The following is a 19,785-nucleotide window of genomic DNA, read 5'->3' as shown; positions in this document are numbered from 1 at the left end:
CCCGTGGTGCTCCAGACGACGAAACAGATCTTCGTGACCGGAGGCGTCGCCTCCTCGCTCGGCAAGGGGCTCACCGCCTCGAGCCTGGGGCACCTGCTCCGCGCCCGCGGTTTGCGGGTGACGATGCAGAAGCTCGACCCCTACCTCAACGTCGACCCCGGGACGATGAACCCGTTCCAGCACGGTGAGGTCTTCGTCACCGACGACGGCGCCGAGACCGACCTCGACATCGGCCACTACGAGCGCTTCCTCGACGTCAACCTCAAGGGCAGCGCGAACGTCACGACCGGGCAGGTCTACAACCGGGTCATCACCAAGGAGCGTCGCGGCGAGTTCCTCGGCGACACCGTCCAGGTCATCCCGCACATCACGAACGAGCTCAAGGAGCGGATGCGGGCGCAGGCCGCGGGCTCCCCGGGTGTCGAGGACGCCGACGCGCCCGACGTCATCATCACCGAGATCGGCGGCACCGTCGGCGACATCGAGTCGCTGCCCTTCCTCGAGGCCGCCCGCCAGGTGCGCCACGACCTCGGCCGCGACAACGTCTTCTTCCTCCACGTCTCGCTCGTGCCCTACCTCGCGCCGAGCGGGGAGCTGAAGACCAAGCCGACCCAGCACTCCGTCGCCGCGCTGCGGCAGGTCGGCATCCAGCCCGACGCGCTCGTCCTGCGCGCCGACCGCGAGCTGCCAGAGTCGATCAAGCGCAAGATCAGCCTCATGTGCGACGTCGACAACGAGGCCGTCGCCGCGGCCGTCGACGCCCCGAGCATCTACGACATCCCCAAGGTGCTGCACCGCGAGGGCCTCGACGCCTACGTCGTGCGCCGGCTCGGCCTCGTCTTCCGCGACGTCGACTGGACCCAGTGGGACACCCTCCTCGAGCGCGTGCACCACCCCGAGCACGAGGTCGAGGTCGCGCTCGTCGGCAAGTACATCGACCTGCCCGACGCCTACCTCTCGGTGACCGAGGCCCTCCGCGCCGGCGGCTTCCACCACGACGCCAAGGTCAACATCCGCTGGGTCGCCTCCGACGACTGCTCGACCGACGCGGGGGCGCAGCGCGCGCTCGGCGGGGTCGACGCCGTCCTCGTGCCGGGCGGCTTCGGCGTCCGGGGCATCGAGGGCAAGGTCGGCGCCCTGCGCTGGGCGCGCACCCACGGGGTCCCGACCCTCGGCATCTGCCTCGGCCTGCAGTGCATGGTCATCGAGTACGCGCGCTCCGTCGCCGGCATCGACGGCGCGAGCTCGACCGAGTTCGACCCCGACAGCCCCGCCCCGGTCATCGCGACGATGGAGGAGCAGAAGGCGTTCGTCGAGGGCGCCGGCGACCTCGGTGGCACGATGCGCCTCGGCAGCCAGCGGGCGGACCTCAAGGCCGGGTCGGTCGTCGCGCAGGCCTACGGGTCCACGAGCGCCGACGAGCGCCACCGTCACCGCTACGAGGTGAACGAGGGCTACCGCGCACAGCTCGAGGACGCCGGGCTCGTCATCAGCGGGACCCACCCCGAGCTCGGGCTCGTCGAGTTCGTCGAGCTGCCGCGCGAGGTGCACCCGTACTACGTCTCGACCCAGGCGCACCCCGAGTTCAAGTCGCGGCCGACCCGCGCGCACCCGCTGTTCGCCGGGCTCGTCGGCGCGGCCATCGAGGAGCAGCGCGCGTCGCGCCTCGTCGAGGTCGAGCGGCCGCGCAGCGCCGAGCCGGCCGACGCGCGTGCCTGAGCCGCTCGAGGACGTCCTCGGCCGGCGGCCGGTCCTCGGCTCGCGGCTCGCCTTCGAGGGACGCGTCTGGGACGTGCGCACCGACGAGGTCGACCTCGGCGAGGGCGGCGTCGTCGTCCGTGACTACGTCGAGCACACCGGCGCGGTCGCGATCCTCGCGCTCGACGAGCAGGACCGGGCGGTCGTCATCCAGCAGTACCGGCACCCGGTCGGGGCGCTCGGCTGGGAGATCCCGGCGGGCCTGCTCGACGTCGACGGCGAGGCGCCGCACCTCACCGCGGCGCGCGAGCTGCACGAGGAGGCCGACCTGACGGCCCGCTCCTGGTCCACGCTCGTCGACCACTGGGCCTCGCCCGGGGGGTCCTCCGAGGGGGTGCGGGTCTTCCTCGCCCGCGACCTCGCCGAGGTGCCGGAGGCCGAACGGCACGCCCGGACGGGGGAGGAGCTCGGGATGCCGGTGCGCCGCGTCCCCCTCGACGAGCTCGTCGAGGGCGTGCTCGCCGGCCGGCTGCACGGCCCGACGCTCGTCATCGCCGTGCTCGCCGCCGAGGCCCTGCGCGCCCGCGGCTGGGCGGGCCTGCGCCCCGCCGACGCGCCGTGGCCCGCGCGCAGCCCGGGGCGACGCCGGGGGGTGTGAGCGGTCACCCTCCGGGGTACGGGGCGACTCGTGGGAGTCACCGGGGCGTGGGACGATGAGCTCGTGGCCGAGACCTTCGGAGCGGGACGGGGCAACGCCGCCTGGCTCAAGGTGTCGGGCGGCTCCGACGAGGCGCTCGACCGCGACGCGCGCTGCCCGTGCGGTGGACGCCCCGAGGGCGCCAGCTTCGCGCAGTGCTGCGGCCAGGCCATCGAGGGCAACCGCCCGGCGCCGACCGCCGAGGCGCTGATGCGCTCGCGGTACACGGCGTACGCGCTCGCCGACGGCGACCATCTCTTCCGGTCGTGGCACCCGCGCACGCGCCCCGAGCGGGTCGACCCCGAGCCGTGGGTGCGCTGGGTCGGCCTCGAGGTGCTCGACGTCGTCGACGGCGCACCCGACGACACGACGGGGGTCGTGGAGTTCCGGGCCGGCTGGGTCGCCGGCGAGGGCGCCACGCGGCAGCGCGGTGACGTCCACGAGCGCAGCCGCTTCGAGAAGCGGGCGGGGCGCTGGTTCTACGTCGGACCCGTCGACGCGGGGGCCTGAGGCGTGCAGATCGAGAACGTCGTCCTCGACGCGGCCGACCCGCACGTGCTGGGCGCCTTCTGGGAGTCCCTCCTCGGCGGCCGCCGCGTCACCGACGAGCCCGACACCGTCGAGGTGCGGATCTCGCCGGAGGGGGCGCCGGTCCTCGACCTCTGCCTGACCACCGTGCCGGAGCCCGCGCCGTCCCACCCGCGCCTGCACCTCGACCTGCTCGGCGGCGACGCGCAGGACGAGGTCGTCGTGCGCGCCCTCGGGCTCGGCGCCCGGCACCTCGACATCGGGCAGGGTGACGTGCCGTGGGTCGTGCTCGCCGACCCCGAGGGAAACCCGTTCTGCGTCATGGAGTCCCGGCCGGAGTATCGCGCCGGGAGCCCGGTCGCGGCCCTGCCGCTCGACAGCGCCGACGTCGAGCGCGACCTGCGGTTCTGGACCGCGCTCTCGGGCTGGGCCCCCGTCGCCGGGGTCGTTCCGAGCGCTCTGCGTCACCCGAGCGGGCACGGCCCGCTGCTCGAGATCTGTCCCGAGGAGCGGCCCAAGCCCGCGGGGGAGAAGAACCGGCTGCACCTCGACGTCCGGCTCGAGGGGGACGAGCACCTCGACGACGCCGTCGAGCGCGCCCTCGACCTCGGCGCTGCCCTCGTCGAGCACGACTGGGGTCCGCTGCCCTGGCGCGTGCTCACCGACCCCTCGGGCAACGAGGTGTGCCTCCTGCCCTCCCGGGGCTGACGCACGGGGCCGCGGCCCCGGGTGGGGGCCGGAATCTCGGTTCGGGCGGGGAGCGGGCCTTCCGTAGGATGGCCGTCGGCCGTCCAGCGGCCACCTCCCGACCCCGACACCGAAGGACCCCCCGTGCTCCGCACCCACGAGGCCGGCACCCTGCGTGCCGCCCACACCGGCCAGACCGTCGCGCTCACCGGCTGGGTGGCGAAGCGGCGCGATCACGGCGGGGTGGCGTTCATCGACCTGCGGGACGCCAGCGGCGTCGTCCAGGTCGTGGCTCGGGACGAGGTGCTCACCGGGGCGGCCCACGACCTGCGCAGCGAGTTCGTCGTCAAGGTCACCGGCACCGTCACCGCGCGCGAGGAGCGCAACGTCAACGCGGACCTCCCGACCGGCGAGGTCGAGGTCGTCGCCGAGGCGATCGAGGTCCTCAACGCCAGCGCGCCGCTGCCCTTCCAGGTCGACGAGCGCGTCACCGTCGGCGAGGAGGCGCGCCTCAGGCACCGCTACCTCGACCTGCGCCGCCCGGGCGCGCACTCCGCGGGCCACGCGATCCGCCTGCGCAGCAAGGTGAGCGCCGCCGCCCGCCGGGTCCTCGAGGCCCGCGACTTCGTCGAGATCGAGACCCCGACCCTCACCCGCTCCACCCCCGAGGGCGCCCGTGACTTCCTCGTGCCGGCCCGCCTCGCGCCCGGCTCCTGGTACGCGCTGCCCCAGAGCCCGCAGCTGTTCAAGCAGCTGCTCATGGTCGCCGGGATGGAGCGGTACTACCAGATCGCGCGCTGCTACCGCGACGAGGACTTCCGCGCCGACCGGCAGCCCGAGTTCACGCAGCTCGACATCGAGATGTCGTTCGTCGAGCAGGACGACGTGCTCGAGCTCGGCGAGGCCGTGGTCCGCGAGATCTGGCAGCTCATCGGCGTGGAGCTGCCGACGCCGTTCCCGCGGATGACCTACGCCGAGGCGATGCGCCGGTTCGGCTCCGACAAGCCCGACCTGCGCTTCGGCCAGGAGCTCGTCGAGTGCACCGAGTACTTCGCCGACACCCCGTTCCGGGTCTTCCAGGCCGAGTACGTCGGCGCGGTCGTCATGCCCGGCGGCGCGAGCCAGCCGCGCAAGCAGCTCGACGCGTGGCAGGAGTGGGCCAAGCAGCGCGGTGCGCGCGGCCTCGCCTACGTCCTGATCCAGGAGGACGGCACGCTCGGCGGCCCGGTGGCCAAGAACCTCTCGGAGGCCGAGGTCGCGGGTCTCGCGGAGCACGTCGGGGCCAAGCCCGGTGACTGCGTCTTCTTCGCCGCCGGCCCGACCCGCTCCTCGCGGGCGCTCCTCGGCGCCGCCCGGCTGGAGATCGGCCGGCGCTGCGAGCTCATCGACGAGGGCGCGTGGGAGTTCCTCTGGGTCCTCGACGCCCCGCTCTTCGAGCCGGCGTCCGAGGCCGTCGCCGCGGGCGACGTGGCCGTCGGCTCGGGCGCGTGGACGGCCGTCCACCACGCCTTCACCTCGCCCAAGGCCGAGTTCCTCGACACCTTCGACACCGACCCGGGGCCGGCGCTCGCCTACGCCTACGACATGGTGCTCAACGGCAACGAGCTGGGCGGCGGGTCCATCCGTATCCACCGCCGCGACGTCCAGGAGCGCGTGTTCAAGGTCATGGGCCTGTCGCAGGAGGAGGCGCAGGAGAAGTTCGGCTTCCTCCTCGACGCCTTCCAGTTCGGCGCGCCGCCGCACGGCGGCATCGCCTTCGGCTGGGACCGGATCGTCATGCTGCTCGGCGGTTTCGACTCCATCCGCGACGTCATCGCGTTCCCGAAGTCCGGCGGCGGCTACGACCCGCTGACCGACGCCCCGGCCCCGATCACGCCGGAGCAGCGCAAGGAGGCCGGCATCGACGCGAAGCCGACGACCGACGCCGCGCCGCAGGGCGCCCCCGAGGTCTCGCCCAAGCAGTCCTGACCACCCGTCGAGGGAGCAGAACACGCCGTGCGGAGTCGTCTCCGCACGGCGTGTTCTCTTCTCTCGACCACTCCGCCCCACCGGGCGGGTGACGTCAGCGGGCGAGGAACTCCAGCAGAGCCGAGGTGAACTCGTCCTTGTGCGAGACGTTGATGCCGTGCGGGCCGTCGCTGACGACGTGCAGCTCCGCGCCGTCGACGACCTGGGCGGTGCGCTGGCCGGAGACCTCGAGGGGCACGATGCCGTCGCCGTCGCCGTGGATGACGAGGGTCGGGACGGTGCTCTTGCGCAGGCCGCCGGTGAAGTCCTCGACCCACGAGGCGATGCACTGGACGGCGGCGTGGACGTCGGCCTGGGCGGCGAGCGCGATGGCCTCCTGCCGCTCGTCCTCGGTGACCTTGAGCTCGCCGCCGGCGCTGAAGAAGTTCGTCGTGAAGTCGTCGAAGAACGCCGGGGGGTCCTGCGCGAGCTGCTCCTGCATGCCGCGGACGTCGTCGTCGGTCAGGGCGCCGTCCGGGTGCTCGTCGTCCTTCTTGAGGCACGGGGGCACGGCCGCGGCGTAGACGACGCTGTGCAGCCGCTCCTCACCGACGTTGTCGATGTAGCGGGCGACCTCGCCGCCGCCCATCGAGAAGCCGACGAGGCTGGCGTCGCGCAGGTCGAGCTCGGTCATCAGCGCGTCGAGGTCGGAGGTGAGGGTGTCGTAGTCGTACGACGAGGCCTCGCCGGGCTTGCCGGACTCGCCGAAGCCACGGCGGTCGTAGGTGACGACGCGGTAGCCGGCGTCGCGCAGTGCCGGGACCTGGTTGCTCCAGGACTTCCCGCTCAGGGGCCAGCCGTGGATGAGGACGACCGGCCGGCCGTCACCACCGTGGTCCTCGTAGTGGATCTCGACCGAGCCGTTGGTCAGTGTGCTCACGGGGTTCCTTCCGTCGGGGGATGTCCTCCCACCCTAGGCGCGCTGACCTGCAGTGTTGAAAGTTCGTCCAAGGTAATGCTGCGGTGTCGAGGCCTGCGAGCGCACGGGCGGTCGCGCGGCGTCGGGCTGTCAGTCGCGGGCCAGGCGGGGGAGCGAGCCCTCGCGCCAGCGGCTGCGCCAGGCCATCCCGGTCGTGAAGCCGAGCCGGTGGTAGATGCGCCGGGCGTCCTCGTTGTCGGAGAACATCCCGAGGGCGCAGGCGCCGGTGCGGGCGACGGCCTCGCGGGTCAGGGCGGCGGTCACCGCGGCGCCGAGCCCCTGTCGGCGGGCGGCGGGGGCGACCGCGATGCCGGCGAGCGTCGGGGTGCCGCCGGTCGAGGGCTCGCTGCCGCCGCAGGCGAGCAGGCTGCCGTCGGCGGCGCGGACACCGAGCCACACCTGGTCGGGGCGGGCGAACGGCTGGCCGTGGGTGCGCGGGCTGGCCTCGAGCAGGAGGGCGACGATCTCGTCGCGGGCGGCCTCGGTCAGCGGGAGGACGCGCTCCTCGCCGGCGACGGGCGCGGGGGCCGTACGGGTCCACATCCACTCCCAGTCGCCGCCGACCGAGCCGACGGGCAGGTGGGCCTCGACGAGGTCGTCGAGGCCGACGGGACGGCTGAGGTGCCGGAAGCCGCCGTCGTGGAACCAGCGCTGGACCGCAGGGTCGGCGACGAGGGCGGCGAGGGCCGCGGCCGGGCCGAGGACGGACGCGCCGGGGACCCCGTGGTCGCTGTTGCGCGCGAAGGCGACGGCCACGCCGCCGCGCTCGTCGCGGGCGACCCACGACGGGCCGGGCGCGCCGCGCCCCACGTCGAGCTCGACGACCGGGTGGTGGCCGGAGGCTTCCAGGAGCTCGTCGTAGGAGGTCAGGGACGTCGCGCCGGTCACGCGGCACAGGATGGCACGCGAGCCGGGGCGGTCCCGTGGGTGGTCGGGCGTGGAGACACGGGTCAGCCCGGCGCGGACGGGCAGACCGCAGCGGTGGGGCGGGCGGGGCCGTCGCCGTCACGCAGGCCGCCGGCCTCGGTGGACCGGCCCACCGGAAGGGGTGCTCTCCCGAGATCCATGCGCCTCGGAAGGGATCCCTTGCCGCGGGAAGGTGTGGTTGCGGACCGGAAGGGATCCCTTGCCCCGCGAGGGTGTGGTTGCGGGTGGAAGGGATTCCTTCCGGACCGCATGGATCCCGGGAGGACACAGTGGCCGCCGGGCGCCGCACCCCGCAGCCAGAGCCCGGTGCCACCGGGCGGATGCCCGTTACGCGCTAGCGTGCCGGGATGGCAGCGACGCGCGAGCGGCCCCCGTGGACCGGCGACGAGCGCACCCAGCTGCTCGGGTGGTTCGACCTGCAGCGGGGCATCGTCCGGCTCAAGTGCGAGGGCCTCTCCGACGCGGACGCGCACCGGGTCCTCCTGCCGTCCTCGCCGCTGCTCACCGTCGCCGGGATCGTGGGGCACCTGACGGCGGTCGAGGACCTGTGGTTCCGCGAGGTCCTGCTCGGGGAGTGGGGCGACGGGCCGGGCCTCGGCCCCGACGCCGGGGAGGACGACGAGTTCCGGGTGGCGGGCCGCCCGCTGCCCGCCCTGCTCGCGGGGTACGCGGCCGCCTGTGCCCGCTCCGACGCGGCGATCGCGGCGCACGACCTCGACGACACCGGCAGCACCGCCCTGCACGCCGTCGGGGGCGCCACGCTGCGCTGGATGGTTCAGCACATGCTCGAGGAGACGGCCCGGCACGCCGGCCACCTCGACCTGCTGCGCGAGATGCTCGACGGCGAGACCGGCTACTACTGACCGACCGGGCGTCGGGGACCGTCGGGCGCCGGCGCTAGCCTCACGGGGTGGCACAGGACGGGACCGACCTCTTCGGCGCGGCCGCGCAGGCGGCGGACGGCGCACCGACCTCCGTCGTGCCCCCGCTGGCCGTCCGGATGCGCCCGCGCAGCCTCGACGAGGTGCGCGGCCAGGCCGACGTGCTGCGCCCCGGCAGCCCCCTGCGCCGCCTCGTCGAGGGCAGCGGCGGCGCGGCCGGCCCGCTGTCGGCCATCCTCTGGGGTCCGCCCGGCACCGGCAAGACGACCCTCGCGCACCTCGTCGCCACCGCCTCGGAGCGCGAGTTCGTCGAGCTCTCCGCCGTGACCGCCGGGGTCAAGGACGTCCGCCAGGTCATGGAGCAGGCCCAGCGCACGCGCGACCTCTACGGCCGCCAGACCGTCCTGTTCCTCGACGAGATCCACCGCTTCACCAAGGCCCAGCAGGACGCGCTCCTGCCCGGCGTCGAGAACCGCCAGGTCGTCCTCGTCGCCGCGACGACCGAGAACCCGAGCTTCTCGGTCATCGCCCCGCTCCTGTCGCGCTCGATGCTCGTCACCCTCGTGTCGCTCACGGACGAGGACGTCGCCGACGTCCTCACCCGCGCCACCGCGGACGAGCGCGGCCTCGCCGGCGCCTACGCGCTCGCCGACGACGCCCGCGAGCACCTCGTCCGACTCGCCGGTGGCGACGCCCGCCGCGCGCTGACCTTCCTCGAGGCCGCCGCCGGGGTGGCCGACGACTCCGTGGCCCCCGGGGCGGCGCGCCCCGAGCCGCTCGTCGTCACGCTCGCGCACACCGAGCAGGCGGTCGCCCACGCAGCCGTGCGCTACGACCGCACCGGCGACCAGCACTACGACGTCGCCTCGGCGCTCATCAAGTCGATGCGCGGCTCCGACGTCGACGCCGCCCTGCACTACCTCGCCCGGATGCTCGAGGCCGGCGAGGACCCGCGCTTCATCGCCCGGCGCATCGTCATCTCGGCGTCCGAGGACGTCGGGATGGCCGACCCGACCGCCCTGCAGACCGCCGTCGCGGCGATGCACGCCGTCGCGCAGATCGGGATGCCCGAGGCGCGGATCATCCTCGCGCAGGCCGTCGTCCACAACGCCCTCGCGCCGAAGTCGAACGCGGCGTACGGCGGCATCAACGCCGCCATCGCCGACGTCCGCGCCGGGCGCGGTGGCTCGGTGCCGCTGCACCTGCGGGGCAGCGGCTACGGCGGCGCGAGCCGGATCGCCGAGGCCTCGGCCAAGGCGGCCGGCCGCTCGAAGGCCCCCGTGTACGTCTACGCGCACGACGAGCCGGACGGCGTCGCCGCCCAGCAGTACCTCCCCGACGACCTGGCCGGCGCGGCCGACTACTACCACCCGACGGACCGCGGCTTCGAGGCCCGGCTGCAGGAGCGCTGGCGCTGGCTGCGGGAACGGCTCGGGCGCTGACCTACGGTGGGGGGATGGACACCGACGCGACCCTGGCCGCCCACGAGGACCAGCTGGAGGCCGACCTCGCGACGCTGACCGCGAGCCCGCCCGAGGGCGAGAACCTCTCGTTCGGCAAGCGCATCGGCGACGGCACCTCGCTCGCGGTCGACCGGCTCTCGGCCGTCGCCGTCCAGGAGCAGCTGCTCGACACGCTCACCCAGGTGCGCCGGGCGCGCGCCCGGGTCGCCGACGGCACCTACGGCACGTGCGAGGTCTGCGGCGAGCCGATCCCCGCCGCCCGCCTCGAGGCCCGCCCGTGGGCCGCCCGCTGCGTCCGCCACGCCTGAGCCCCCGGGAATGGGTGCGTCGGCCGCCACGGCCGCCCGGTAGGGTCGGCGCCATGGACGTCACGCTCGGAGGGATCGCGGGACTCGTCGCCGCGCTCGCGTTCGCCTACCTCGTCGTCCGGGTCGCCGGGCTCGTCGGCAAGGCGGGCCGGATCCTCGACGAGGCGCGCGAGAGCGTGCGCACGACGACCGAGAACGTCCAGCCGACGCTCAAGAGCCTCACCGACACCGTCGGCCTGACCAACGACCAGCTCGCGCGGGTCGACGCCATCACGAGCTCGGTCTCGACGATGACGACCAACGCGTCCGCGCTCACGTCGGTCTTCGCCGCGACCGTCGGCTCGCCCCTCATCAAGGTCGCGGCCTACAGCTACGGCGTCCGCACGGCGGTCCGCGGCCTGCGCAAGGTGTCCTCGTGAGGATGCGCACCGCCGTCGGCCTGGCCGTGCTCGCGGGCGCGGCGTACGTCCTGTGGCGCCGCCCGGCCACGCGCCGGTTCGTCGCCACCGTCCGCGAGTCCGCGACCGAGCGCGAGGCCCAGCTGCGCGCGGCCGTCGAGACCGCCGTCCGCGAGGACGCCACCACCCGCGCGCCCCGCCACGCGGCCGACGCGCGCGTCCCGGACCTCGACGTCGACGCGGGCTGGGGCGAGGGCGAGGGCCGGTCGCTCACCCCCGAGGAGGCGCGTGACCTCCTCCTCGACCCCGCGGGCCGGGGCCGCCGAGCCGCCGACGCCGGGCCCGCCGACCGAGCTCGCTAGGGGCACCCGCCCCCGCCTCCGCACGCCCGTCACCCCCCTCGTGCGCGCACCGGCCTACGATCGAGGCTGCCCGCGCACGGCCGACCCCCAGGACTGAACCCGACATGGAAACCTCCGAGATCCGGCGCCGCTGGCTCGACTTCTTCGAGCGCAACGGCCACACCGTGGTCCCCTCGGCGCCGCTCGTCCACGACGACCCGAACCTCCTGTTCGTCAACGCCGGCATGGTGCCCTTCAAGCCGTACTTCCTCGGCCAGGAGACCGCGCCCTACGACCGCGCGACGAGCGTCCAGAAGTGCGTGCGCACCCAGGACATCGAGGAGGTCGGCAAGACCTCGCGGCACGGCACGTTCTTCCAGATGAACGGCAACTTCTCCTTCGGCGACTACTTCAAGGAGAAGGCCATCGCCCTCGCCTGGGAGCTCGTCACGACCCCGCAGGACCGCGGCGGCTTCGGCCTGGACCCCGAGCGCATCTGGCCGACCGTCCTCGACGGCGACGACGAGGCGCTCGGCATCTGGCACGAGCAGGTCGGCGTGCCGCTCGAGCGCATCGTGCGACGCGGCCTCGCGGACAACTACTGGCACATGGGCGTCCCCGGCCCGGGCGGCCCCTGCTCCGAGATCTTCTACGACCGCGGCGCGGAGTACGGCCCTGACGGCGGACCGGCCGTCGACGAGGACCGGTTCATGGAGTTCTGGAACCTCGTCTTCATGCAGGAGAACCTCACCGAGGTCCGCACCAAGGTCGACTTCGACGTCAGCGGCCCGCTGCCGCGCAAGAACATCGACACCGGGATGGGGCTGGAGCGCATCGCGTCCATCCTCCAGGGCGTCGACAACATGTACGAGATCGACGAGGTCTACCCGGTCCTCGCCCGCGCGGCGGAGATGACCGGCAAGTCCTACGGCGCGCACTCCGGCCACTCGGCGGGCTCGAGCCACCCCGACGACGTGCGGCTGCGCGTCGTCGCCGACCACGTCCGCTCCTCGCTCATGCTCATCGGCGACGGCGTGACCCCCGGCAACGAGGGCCGCGGGTACGTCCTGCGGCGGATGCTGCGCCGCTCGGTCCGCTCGATGCGACTGCTCGGCTACGAGGACCCCTGCCTGCCCGAGCTGCTGCCGGTCTCGCTCGAGCGGATGAAGCAGTCCTACCCCGAGCTCGAGGCCGGGTTCGACCGCATCGCGCAGATCGCCTACGCCGAGGAGGAGGCGTTCCGCCGCACTCTCGCGTCGGGCACGACGATCCTCGACACCGCGGTCGCGCGGACCAAGGAGTCCGGCGGCACGGTGCTCGCGGGCGACCAGGCCTTCCAGCTCCACGACACCTACGGCTTCCCGATCGACCTCACCCTCGAGATGGCGGCCGAGCAGGGCGTCGAGGTCGACCGCGACGGCTTCACCCGCCTGATGCAGGAGCAGCGCCAGCGGGCGAAGGCGGACGCGAAGGCCAAGAAGTCCGGGCACGTCAACACCGAGGTGTGGCGCGACCTGCGGGCGCTCGGCGCCACCGACTTCCGGGCCTACCAGGAGCTGACGAGCGAGGCGAGCGTGCTCGGCCTCGTCGTCGACGGCGAGCGGGTCGAGGAGGTCGAGCCGGGCACGCGCGCCCAGGTCGTCCTCGACCGCACCCCGTTCTACGCCGAGTCCGGTGGTCAGGTCGCCGACGAGGGCGTCATCACCGCCGACGGCCTCGAGCTGCGCGTCCTCGACGTGCAGCGCCCCGTCAAGGGCCTCATCGCGCACACCGTCGAGGTCGTCTCCGGGGCGCTGCGCTCCGGCTCGTCGGTCCTCGCGCAGGTCGACCGCGACTGGCGGGTCGCCGCGTGCCAGGCGCACTCCGGCACGCACGTCGTCCACGCGGCGCTGCGCCAGGTGCTCGGCCCGTCGGCGCTGCAGTCCGGCTCGTACAACAAGCCCGGCTACCTGCGCCTCGACTTCGCGTGGGGGCAGGCGCTCTCGCCCGAGACCCGCAGCGAGATCGAGGAGGTCGCCAACCTCGCGCTGCGCCAGGACCTCCCGGTCTCGGCCACGTACATGCCGCTGCCGCGGGCCCGCGAGATCGGTGCGCTCGCGCTGTTCGGCGAGACCTACGACGAGGACGTCCGTGTCGTCGAGATCGGCGGCCCGTGGAGCCGCGAGCTCTGCGGTGGCACCCACGTCGCCCACTCCAGCCAGATCGGCGCCCTCACCCTCACCGGCGAGTCGTCGGTCGGCTCCGGCGTGCGCCGGGTCGAGGCCTTCGTCGGGATGGACGCGCTGCGCCACCTCGCGAAGGAGCGCGCCATCGTCGCCGAGCTGACCGGCCAGGTCGGCGGACGTCCGGACGAGCTCGCCGAGCGCGTCGCGGGCCTCATGGGTCGCCTGCGCGACGCCGAGCGCGAGCTCGACCGCCTGCGCAAGGAGCAGCTCCAGGCGCAGGCCGGCTCGCTGACCGACCGTGCCCGCGACGTCGGCGGCATCACCTTCCTCGGCCACGACGCCGGGGACGCCGGCGCCGACGACGTGCGCACGATGGTCCTCGACCTGCGCGGCCGCCTCGGCGACGAGCGCCCGTCGGTCGTCGCGATCACCGGGGTCGCCAAGGGCCGGCCCGTGGTCGTCGTCGCGACCAACCCGGCCGCGCGCGAGCGCGGCGTCAGGGCCGGCGAGCTCGTCCGCGCCGCGGCGCAGGCGCTCGGTGGTGGCGGCGGCGGCAAGGACGACATCGCCCAGGGCGGCGGGCAGGACCCGGCCAAGGTCGGGGAGGCGCTCGCCGCGGTCGAGTGGCGCGTCGGGGAGATCGCCGGCTGATGCCGGCTCCCGGCGCGGGGAGCGAGCGCGGCGCCCGGCTGGGCGTCGACGTCGGCTCGGTGCGCGTCGGGGTCGCCGTCAGCGACCCCGACGGCCTCCTCGCGACCCCGCTCGAGACGGTGCCGCGCACCTCGGAGGCGCCGGCCGCCCCGGGGGACGACGACGTCGAACGGGTGGCCTCGCTCGTCGCCGAGCACGCCGCCGTCCGGGTCGTCGTCGGGCTCCCGCGCTCGCTCTCGGGGGACGAGGGTCCCGCCGCGGAGCGTGCACGCACGTATGCTTCCGTGCTGGCGGTGCGCGTGGCACCCGTCCCGGTGCGGCTCGTCGACGAGCGGCTGACGACGGTGGACGCGCACCGGATGCTCCGGCAGAGCGGTGTGGCCGGGAGGCGGCAGCGGGCCGTGGTCGACCAGGCCGCGGCGGTGCTCATCCTCCAGGCCGCGCTCGACGCCGAGCGGTCGACCGGCGCCCCCGCGGGGGAGCAGGTCGGCGGACGACGGCGCAAGCCACGGACGAAGGGCACGACGACGTGAGCCACGACTTCACCGAGACCATCTTCGGTGACGAGGAGAGCCCGCAGCGGGGCCACCGCACGCGCCGCGAGATGCACGGGCGGCAACGCCCGCCACGCCGCCGCGGCCGCCGCATCCTCGCCATCCTCCTCGCCCTCGGTCTCATCGGCGGCGCCGCCTACGGGGCCTGGTCCGTGCTCGGCCCCGGCGTGAGCGGCCTGTTCGGCGACGAGCCGACCGACGTCGACTTCGCCGGCCCGGGGGAGGGCGAGACGCGGGTCGTCATCAAGCAGGGCGACACCGGCGAGACCATCGCCTCGACCCTGCGCGACGCCGGGGTCACCAAGACCCGGACCGCCTACCTTGAGGCGGCCAAGGGCGACCCGGCGGCCGCGGCCGGCATCCAGCCCGGCACCTACGTCATGCTCAAGGGGATGCGCGGCGCCGACGCCTTCACCTTCCTCGCCGACCCTGACAACCGGTCCGCGAAGCGGGTGACGATCCGCGAGGGCCTGTGGAAGAAGGAGGTCTTCGCGGCGCTCGCCGAGGCGACGGGGGTCAAGGAGTCCGAGTACGAGAAGGCCGCGAAGGACGCCGAGGCGATCGGGCTGCCCGACGCCGCGAAGGGCAACGTCGAGGGCTGGCTCTTCCCCGCGAGCTACGAGTTCGACGACGACACGTCCGCCACGGAGCAGCTGACGCAGATGGTCGCGCTCACGAAGAAGGCGCTCGAGGACGCCGGGGTCGCCGAGAAGGACTGGGAGCGCACGCTCGTCATCGCCTCGATCGTCGAGGGCGAGGTGAGCGGCGACGCCGACCGCGGCAAGGTCGCGCGCGTGGTGCTCAACCGACTCGAGGGCGGCCCGCCGAGCTACGGCCTGCTCCAGATGGACTCCACCGTCCACTACCTCGCGCAGCAGCGCGGCAAGGCCGGCACCACCGACGCCCAGCGCGCCTCCGACAGCCCGTACAACACCTACAAGGTGCAAGGCCTGCCCCCGGGCCCGATCGGCAACCCCGGCGCGGCGTCCATCGAGGCGGCCGCGAACCCCGAGCCGGGCGACTGGGTGTTCTTCGTGACGGTCGACCCGAGCACCGGCGAGACGAAGTTCGCGAGCACCTCGGCCGAGCACGAGCGCAACGTCCGCGAGTTCCAGCAGTGGTGCTCCGACAACCCCGGCCAGTGCTGAGGGCCGCGGTCCTCGGGTCGCCCGTCGCACACTCCCTCTCGCCCGCGCTCCACGCGGCCGGGTACGCGGCGTGCGGCCTGGAGGACTGGGAGTACGGGCGGCACGAGGTCGACGCCGCCGGGCTGCCGGCGTTCGTCGCCGGGCTCGACGACACCTGGCGCGGGCTGTCGCTGACGATGCCGCTCAAGGAGGCCGCCCTCGAGGTGGCGTCGAGCGTCTCCGACGTGGCGCGGCAGGCCGGCGCCGCGAACACCCTCGTCCGGCGCGACGACGGCGGCTGGGACGCGACGAACACCGACGTCTCCGGTGCGGCCGAGGCGCTGCGCCCGCACCTCCCGGGCGAGCCGCGACGCGCGCTCGTCCTCGGCGCCGGGGCCACCGCCCGCTCGGTCGTGCTGGCCCTGGCCGGCCTCGGCGTCACCACGCTCACCGTCCGCGCCCGTGACACGGCCAAGGGCGCAGACCTGCTCGCGTGGGCGCTCGACGCGGGCATCGGCATCCGCAACGGGTCGGTCGCCGCCATCGACGCGTGGGTCACGACGAAGGACGACGTCGTCGTCTCGACCGTCCCGCCGGCCGGGGGCGAGGACGTCGCCGCCACGGTGCCCGCGCAGCACGGCGGCGTCCTGCTCGACGTCGTCTACGCCGGCTGGCCGACGCCGGTCGCCCGGGCCGCCGCGGCGGCCGGGATGACCGTGGTCTCCGGGCTCGACCTGCTCGTCCACCAGGCCGCGGCGCAGTTCACCCTCTTCACCGGCCGGCCCGCGCCGGTCGAGGCGATGGCCGCCGCCGGGCTCGCGGCCCTCGGGGGCCGCGCGTGACGATCTGGGGGGTCGCGGCGCTCGCCGCGCTCGTCATGGGCGTCGTCGGCCACCTCACGGGGCGCGATCTCGCCACCGGCGGCTACCGCATCCCGGAGGACGAGGCGACCCACCCACCCGGCCACCCCTGGTGGACCGGCCCGTCGACGGCCGCGCTCGCCGCGCTGGCCGTCTGGTCGGTCGGCGACCTCGGCGGCTGGGCCGCGCTGCCGCCGTTCCTGCTCTTCGCCTGGCTGACCGTGGCCCTGGTCTGGATCGACCTCGACGTGCACCGCCTGCCCGTCGGCCTCGTCGTGCCGACCGGGGCCGTGCTCGCGGTCCTGCTCATCATCGCCGTCGTCGCGACGGGCGGCCCGCGCTGGCAGGGCACCCTCGTCGGGGCCGGCCTCATGGGCGGGTTCTACCTGGTGCTGGGCATCATGCCGGGCGGCGGAGTCGGGGGCGGCGACGTGCGGCTCGCCCCCGTCATCGGCGCCCTGCTCGGCTTCCTGGGTGTCGGGCACGTCGTCGTCGGGATGGCCGCCGGCTTCCTCGTCGGAGGGGTGGCCGCCGCGGCGCTGCTGCTCCTGCGGCGGGTCGGGCTCGGTTCGGCGATCGCCTACGGGCCGGCCATGTGCCTCGGGGCATGGGCCTCGGTCGTGCTCACGCCTCGCATCGTGACCGGCCTCGCGGGGGGCTGACCCCTCCGTGTCAGGATGGGCGCCATGCTGCGCTGGCTGACCGCGGGCGAGTCCCACGGACCCGCCCTCCTCGCGACCATCGAGGGCCTCCCCGCCGGGGTCGAGGTGACGACCGCCGACATCGCGGACGCCCTGGCCCGTCGCCGCCTCGGCTACGGCCGCGGCGCCCGGCAGAAGTTCGAGCAGGACGAGGTCGAGGTGCTCGGCGGGCTGCGGCTCGGACGCACCCTCGGCTCGCCGGTCGCCATCCGCATCGGCAACACCGAGTGGCCGAAGTGGCGCACCGTCATGAGCCCCGACCCGGTCGCCGCCGCCGACTACGCCGCCTCCGACGACGTCAACGCCGAGAAGGAGGTCGCCCGCAACCGGCCCCTGACCCGGCCGCGCCCCGGGCACGCCGACCTCGTCGGCATGCAGAAGTACGGCTTCGACGACGCCCGCCCGGTGCTCGAGCGCGCCTCCGCCCGCGAGACCGCGGCCCGGGTGGCCCTCGGCGCGGTCGCCGCGGCCTTCCTCGAGCAGGCGTACGGCATCCGGCTGCTCTCGCACACCGTCGCGATCGGCGCGGCCGGGGTGCGCGACGACGCCCCGCTGCCCGGGCCGGACGACGTGCCCGCGCTCGACGCCGACCCGGTGCGCGCCTTCGACGCCGAGGGCTCGGCCGCGATGGTCGCCGAGGTCGACGCCGCCCACAAGGACGGCGACACGCTCGGCGGCGTCGTCGAGGTCGTCGCCGTCGAGGTGCCGCCGGGCCTCGGATCGCACGTGCACTGGGACCGGCGCCTCGACGCCCGGCTCGGCGCGGCCCTCATGGGCATCCAGGCGATCAAGGGCGTCGAGGTCGGCGACGGCTTCCGCACCGCGGCGCGCCGGGGCTCGCAGGCCCACGACGAGATGGAGCGCGGCGCCGACGGCGTCATCCGGCGCCGCACGCTGCGCGCCGGCGGCACCGAGGGCGGGATGTCGGTCGGCGGCGTCCTGCGGGTGCGCGCGGCGATGAAGCCGATCTCCACCGTCCCGCGGGCGCTCGACACCGTCGACGTCGCCTCCGACGAGCCCGCGACCGCCATCCACCAGCGCTCCGACGTGTGCGCCGTGCCCGCGGCGGGCGTCGTCGCCGAGGCGATGGTCGCGCTCGTCCTCGCCGAGGCCTGCCTCGAGAAGTTCGGCGGCGACTCCGTGGCCGAGACCGCCCGCAACCACCGCGCCTACCTCGACGCGATCCCCGCGTCGATGCGCACCTGGGAGTCCTGATGCCCCGCGTCGTCCTCGTCGGCCCGCCCGGCTGCGGCAAGACCACCACCGGGGAGGCGCTCGCCGCGCTGCTCGGGGTCCCGTTCCACGACACCGACGCCGCCGTCGAGGCCGCGGAGGGTCGGACCATCGGCGACATCTTCGTCGTCGACGGCGAGCCCGCGTTCCGCGAGCTCGAGCGGGCCGAGGTCGCGCGCTCGCTCGCCGAGGAGCCCGGCGTCGTCGCGCTCGGCGGGGGAGCGCCGGTCGACCCGCTGACCGAGCCCCTGCTCGCCGGCCACACCGTCGTCTTCCTCGACGTCGGGATCGCCGACGCCGCCAGGCGCATCGGGCTCGACCGTTCGCGGCCGCTGCTCGCCGTCAACCCGCGCGCCTCGTGGGTGCGGCTGATGGGGGAGCGCCGGCCGGTCTACGAGCGGGTCGCGACGCACGTCGTCGACACCGCGGGCCGCCCGGCCGACGACGTGGCCGCCGAGATCGCGGGCCTGCTCGGGGCGCCGGCGTGAGCGAGCCGGTCGTCATCCCCGTCGGGGACCTCCACGACGTCGTCGTCGGGCGCGGGGTGCTCGACCGGGTGGCGGGTCTCGTGCCCGAGGGGGCGCGGCAGGTCCTCGTCGTCGGTCCGGAGGGGCTGGACCGCTACGCGGGGCCGGTCGCGGAGTCGCTGCGCGCGGCCGGGCTCGTCGTCCACGAGGCGAGCGTGCCGGACGCCGAGCGAGCCAAGACCGCCGAGGTCGCCGCGTCGCTCTGGGCGGTGCTCGGGCAGCACGCCTTCACCCGCACCGACGCCGTCGTCGCGGTCGGCGGCGGCACCGTCACCGACCTCGCCGGCTTCGTCGCCGCGACGTGGCTGCGCGGGGTGGCGGTCGTCCACGTCCCGACGACGCTGCTCGCCATGGTCGACGCCGCGGTCGGCGGCAAGACGGGCATCAACACCGCCGAGGGCAAGAACCTCGTCGGCTCCTTCCACACGCCGGCCGGTGTCGTCTGCGACCTCGACGTCCTCTCGACGCTGCCGCAGGCCGACCTCGTCGCCGGGCTCGCCGAGGTGCTCAAGGGCGGGTTCGTCGCCGACCCGCGCATCCTCGAGCTCGTCGAGGCCGCGCCGCAGGACGCGGTGCGCTGGGACGCGCCCGTCCTCGACGAGCTCGTGCGCCGCAAGGTCGCCGTCAAGGCCGAGGTCGTCGCCGGTGACCTGCGCGAGGCGTTCGCGCGGGAGGTGCTGAACTACGGGCACACGCTCGGGCACGCCGTCGAGCAGGTCGAGGGCTACCGGCGCCGCCACGGCGAGGCGGTGGCCATCGGGATGGTGTTCGCGGCCGAGCTCGGGCACCGCACGGGCACGGTCTCGTCCGAGCTGCTGGCCCGGCACCGGTCGGTGCTGGCGGCCGTCGGGCTGCCGACGACGTACGACGCGGCGCCCTTCGAGGAGCTGCTCGCCGTCATGGCGCGCGACAAGAAGTCGCGCGGCGCCCGGCTGCGCTTCGTCGTCCTCGACGGGCTCGCCCACCCGGTGCGCCTCGAGGGGCCGCCGGAGTCCCTCCTGCGCGAGGCCTACGCCGCCCTCGCCCCCTGACGCCTCTTCTCCCCGCGACCTGCGGTGGTCCGCGTGCGACCGCAGGGGGATCCGCGCAGGTCGCCCGGAGCACAGCGGCGTC

General features: G+C 74.9%; 20 protein-coding genes. 18 read left to right on the top strand and 2 right to left on the bottom strand.

What is annotated here, in order from left to right:
* Positions 1-6: 6 nt before the first annotated feature.
* From J3473_RS03795 to aspS, 5 genes are all read left to right on the top strand, one after another.
* The gene (locus tag J3473_RS03795) at positions 7-1,719 is read left to right on the top strand and encodes a CTP synthase (RefSeq protein ID WP_030528255.1); all 1,713 of its coding nucleotides are present in this window, start codon (positions 7-9) and stop codon (positions 1,717-1,719) included.
* The gene (locus J3473_RS03790) at positions 1,712-2,356 is read left to right on the top strand and encodes an NUDIX hydrolase (RefSeq protein ID WP_207021933.1); all 645 of its coding nucleotides are present in this window, start codon (positions 1,712-1,714) and stop codon (positions 2,354-2,356) included. The genes J3473_RS03795 and J3473_RS03790 overlap by 8 nt, the downstream gene beginning before the upstream one ends.
* Before the next feature lie 63 nt (positions 2,357-2,419).
* Positions 2,420-2,905: a YchJ family protein gene (locus J3473_RS03785; protein WP_242525661.1), complete on the top strand. Its 486-nt coding sequence runs from the start codon at positions 2,420-2,422 to the stop codon at positions 2,903-2,905.
* Positions 2,906-2,908: 3 nt separating this feature from the next.
* Entirely contained in the window at positions 2,909-3,631 is a 723-nt protein-coding gene (locus tag J3473_RS03780; protein WP_207021932.1) for a VOC family protein, read from the top strand.
* Positions 3,632-3,754: 123 nt separating this feature from the next.
* Entirely contained in the window at positions 3,755-5,578 is a 1,824-nt protein-coding gene (aspS, locus tag J3473_RS03775; RefSeq protein ID WP_207021931.1) for an aspartate--tRNA ligase, read from the top strand.
* Between the two features lie 94 nt (positions 5,579-5,672).
* Here aspS and J3473_RS03770 read toward each other — a convergent pair whose 3' ends face one another.
* Together J3473_RS03770 and J3473_RS03765 are read right to left on the bottom strand one after the other, a co-directional pair.
* A complete protein-coding gene (locus J3473_RS03770; RefSeq protein ID WP_207021930.1) occupies positions 5,673-6,497 on the bottom strand; it encodes an alpha/beta fold hydrolase in 825 nt (274 codons plus the stop codon).
* A gap of 129 nt (positions 6,498-6,626) precedes the next feature.
* Positions 6,627-7,424 carry a GNAT family N-acetyltransferase gene (locus J3473_RS03765; protein WP_207021929.1) on the bottom strand — a complete coding sequence of 266 codons (798 nt, stop codon included), beginning with the start codon at positions 7,422-7,424 and terminating at the stop codon, positions 6,627-6,629.
* A gap of 386 nt (positions 7,425-7,810) precedes the next feature.
* Here J3473_RS03765 and J3473_RS03760 point away from each other — a divergent pair, with 386 nt between their 5' ends.
* The 13 genes from J3473_RS03760 to aroB all read left to right on the top strand — a co-directional run bounded on the left by J3473_RS03760 (position 7,811) and on the right by aroB (position 19,703).
* Positions 7,811-8,326: a DinB family protein gene (locus J3473_RS03760; RefSeq protein ID WP_207021928.1), complete on the top strand. Its 516-nt coding sequence runs from the start codon at positions 7,811-7,813 to the stop codon at positions 8,324-8,326.
* A 116-nt stretch (positions 8,327-8,442) separates the two neighbouring features.
* Positions 8,443-9,786: a replication-associated recombination protein A gene (locus tag J3473_RS03755; RefSeq protein WP_242525672.1), complete on the top strand. Its 1,344-nt coding sequence runs from the start codon at positions 8,443-8,445 to the stop codon at positions 9,784-9,786.
* Positions 9,787-9,800: 14 nt separating this feature from the next.
* Positions 9,801-10,115 carry a TraR/DksA C4-type zinc finger protein gene (locus tag J3473_RS03750; RefSeq protein WP_051750462.1) on the top strand — a complete coding sequence of 105 codons (315 nt, stop codon included), beginning with the start codon at positions 9,801-9,803 and terminating at the stop codon, positions 10,113-10,115.
* 53 nt (positions 10,116-10,168) lie between these two features.
* A complete protein-coding gene (locus tag J3473_RS03745) occupies positions 10,169-10,534 on the top strand; it encodes a DUF948 domain-containing protein (protein WP_173028971.1) in 366 nt (121 codons plus the stop codon).
* Positions 10,535-10,536: 2 nt separating this feature from the next.
* On the top strand, positions 10,537-10,875 hold the full coding sequence (locus tag J3473_RS03740) for a hypothetical protein (protein WP_036829860.1): 339 nt from the start codon (positions 10,537-10,539) through the stop codon (positions 10,873-10,875).
* A gap of 104 nt (positions 10,876-10,979) precedes the next feature.
* The gene (gene alaS, locus J3473_RS03735; protein ID WP_207021927.1) at positions 10,980-13,670 is read left to right on the top strand and encodes an alanine--tRNA ligase; all 2,691 of its coding nucleotides are present in this window, start codon (positions 10,980-10,982) and stop codon (positions 13,668-13,670) included.
* Entirely contained in the window at positions 13,670-14,203 is a 534-nt protein-coding gene (gene ruvX / locus J3473_RS03730; RefSeq protein WP_030528267.1) for a Holliday junction resolvase RuvX, read from the top strand. Before alaS ends, ruvX begins: the two co-directional genes overlap by 1 nt.
* A complete protein-coding gene (mltG, locus tag J3473_RS03725) occupies positions 14,200-15,372 on the top strand; it encodes an endolytic transglycosylase MltG (RefSeq protein WP_207021926.1) in 1,173 nt (390 codons plus the stop codon). Before ruvX ends, mltG begins: the two co-directional genes overlap by 4 nt.
* A complete protein-coding gene (locus J3473_RS03720) occupies positions 15,366-16,193 on the top strand; it encodes a shikimate dehydrogenase (protein WP_306790174.1) in 828 nt (275 codons plus the stop codon). The genes mltG and J3473_RS03720 overlap by 7 nt, the downstream gene beginning before the upstream one ends.
* A complete protein-coding gene (locus J3473_RS03715) occupies positions 16,190-16,873 on the top strand; it encodes an A24 family peptidase (protein ID WP_207021925.1) in 684 nt (227 codons plus the stop codon). Before J3473_RS03720 ends, J3473_RS03715 begins: the two co-directional genes overlap by 4 nt.
* A 24-nt stretch (positions 16,874-16,897) precedes the next feature.
* Positions 16,898-18,127, top strand: coding sequence for a chorismate synthase (gene aroC, locus J3473_RS03710; protein ID WP_207021924.1), 1,230 nt, complete (start codon positions 16,898-16,900; stop codon positions 18,125-18,127).
* Positions 18,127-18,633, top strand: coding sequence for a shikimate kinase (locus J3473_RS03705; protein WP_207021923.1), 507 nt, complete (start codon positions 18,127-18,129; stop codon positions 18,631-18,633). The genes aroC and J3473_RS03705 overlap by 1 nt, the downstream gene beginning before the upstream one ends.
* Positions 18,630-19,703 (top strand): 3-dehydroquinate synthase, encoded by a 1,074-nt coding sequence (aroB, locus tag J3473_RS03700; protein ID WP_207021922.1) that lies wholly within the window; start codon positions 18,630-18,632, stop codon positions 19,701-19,703. The genes J3473_RS03705 and aroB overlap by 4 nt, the downstream gene beginning before the upstream one ends.
* Positions 19,704-19,785: the final 82 nt, after the last annotated feature.

The organism is Phycicoccus sp. DTK01, assembly GCF_017312765.1.
GTDB lineage: Bacteria > Actinomycetota > Actinomycetes > Actinomycetales > Dermatophilaceae > Phycicoccus > Phycicoccus jejuensis.
Note: the sequence above shows the minus strand (reverse complement) of the source record. Positions and strands in the feature narration are given on the sequence as shown.

Excerpts from the sequence above, each read along its gene's own strand:
- J3473_RS03740 (WP_036829860.1), top strand. The coding sequence starts at position 10,537 with ATGCGCACCGCCGTCGGCCTGGCCGTGCTCGCGGGCGCGGCGTACGTC.
- J3473_RS03760 (WP_207021928.1), top strand. The coding sequence starts at position 7,811 with ATGGCAGCGACGCGCGAGCGGCCCCCGTGGACCGGCGACGAGCGCACC.
- J3473_RS03745 (WP_173028971.1), top strand. The coding sequence starts at position 10,169 with ATGGACGTCACGCTCGGAGGGATCGCGGGACTCGTCGCCGCGCTCGCG.
- J3473_RS03705 (WP_207021923.1), top strand. The coding sequence starts at position 18,127 with ATGCCCCGCGTCGTCCTCGTCGGCCCGCCCGGCTGCGGCAAGACCACC.
- J3473_RS03750 (WP_051750462.1), top strand. The coding sequence starts at position 9,801 with ATGGACACCGACGCGACCCTGGCCGCCCACGAGGACCAGCTGGAGGCC.
- ruvX (WP_030528267.1), top strand. The coding sequence starts at position 13,670 with ATGCCGGCTCCCGGCGCGGGGAGCGAGCGCGGCGCCCGGCTGGGCGTC.
- alaS (WP_207021927.1), top strand. The coding sequence starts at position 10,980 with ATGGAAACCTCCGAGATCCGGCGCCGCTGGCTCGACTTCTTCGAGCGC.
- aroC (WP_207021924.1), top strand. The coding sequence starts at position 16,898 with ATGCTGCGCTGGCTGACCGCGGGCGAGTCCCACGGACCCGCCCTCCTC.